The organism is Pseudoalteromonas sp. MER144-MNA-CIBAN-0113 (assembly GCF_040308965.1).
GTDB lineage: Bacteria > Pseudomonadota > Gammaproteobacteria > Enterobacterales > Alteromonadaceae > Pseudoalteromonas > Pseudoalteromonas tetraodonis.
On the sequence record NZ_JBEOOG010000605.1, the window covers coordinates 1 to 236 of the forward strand.

1 protein-coding gene is annotated in these 236 nt (G+C 40.7%); it reads right to left on the reverse strand.

All coding sequences use genetic code 11. The features are described 5' to 3' along the window. A partial coding sequence (locus tag AAEY57_RS21135) for an ATP-dependent Clp protease proteolytic subunit (protein ID WP_350608801.1) occupies positions 1–236 on the reverse strand: 236 nt, incomplete at both ends.

The window sequence follows — 236 nt, forward strand, 5'->3', positions numbered from 1 at the left end:
ATCTAATGGTTGGCCTGTATGCTCAGCCATTAAGCGATTAAGCTTAGCTTTAATAGACAGAATTTCTTTAGCATGTATTTCAAAGTCAGATGCTTGACCTTGGAAACCACCTAATGGTTGGTGAATCATCACACGTGAGTTTGGTAGGCAAAAACGCTTACCTTTAGCGCCAGCAGTAAGTAAAAAAGCACCCATGCTTGCAGCTTGACCTACACATATTGTACTTACATCTGGTT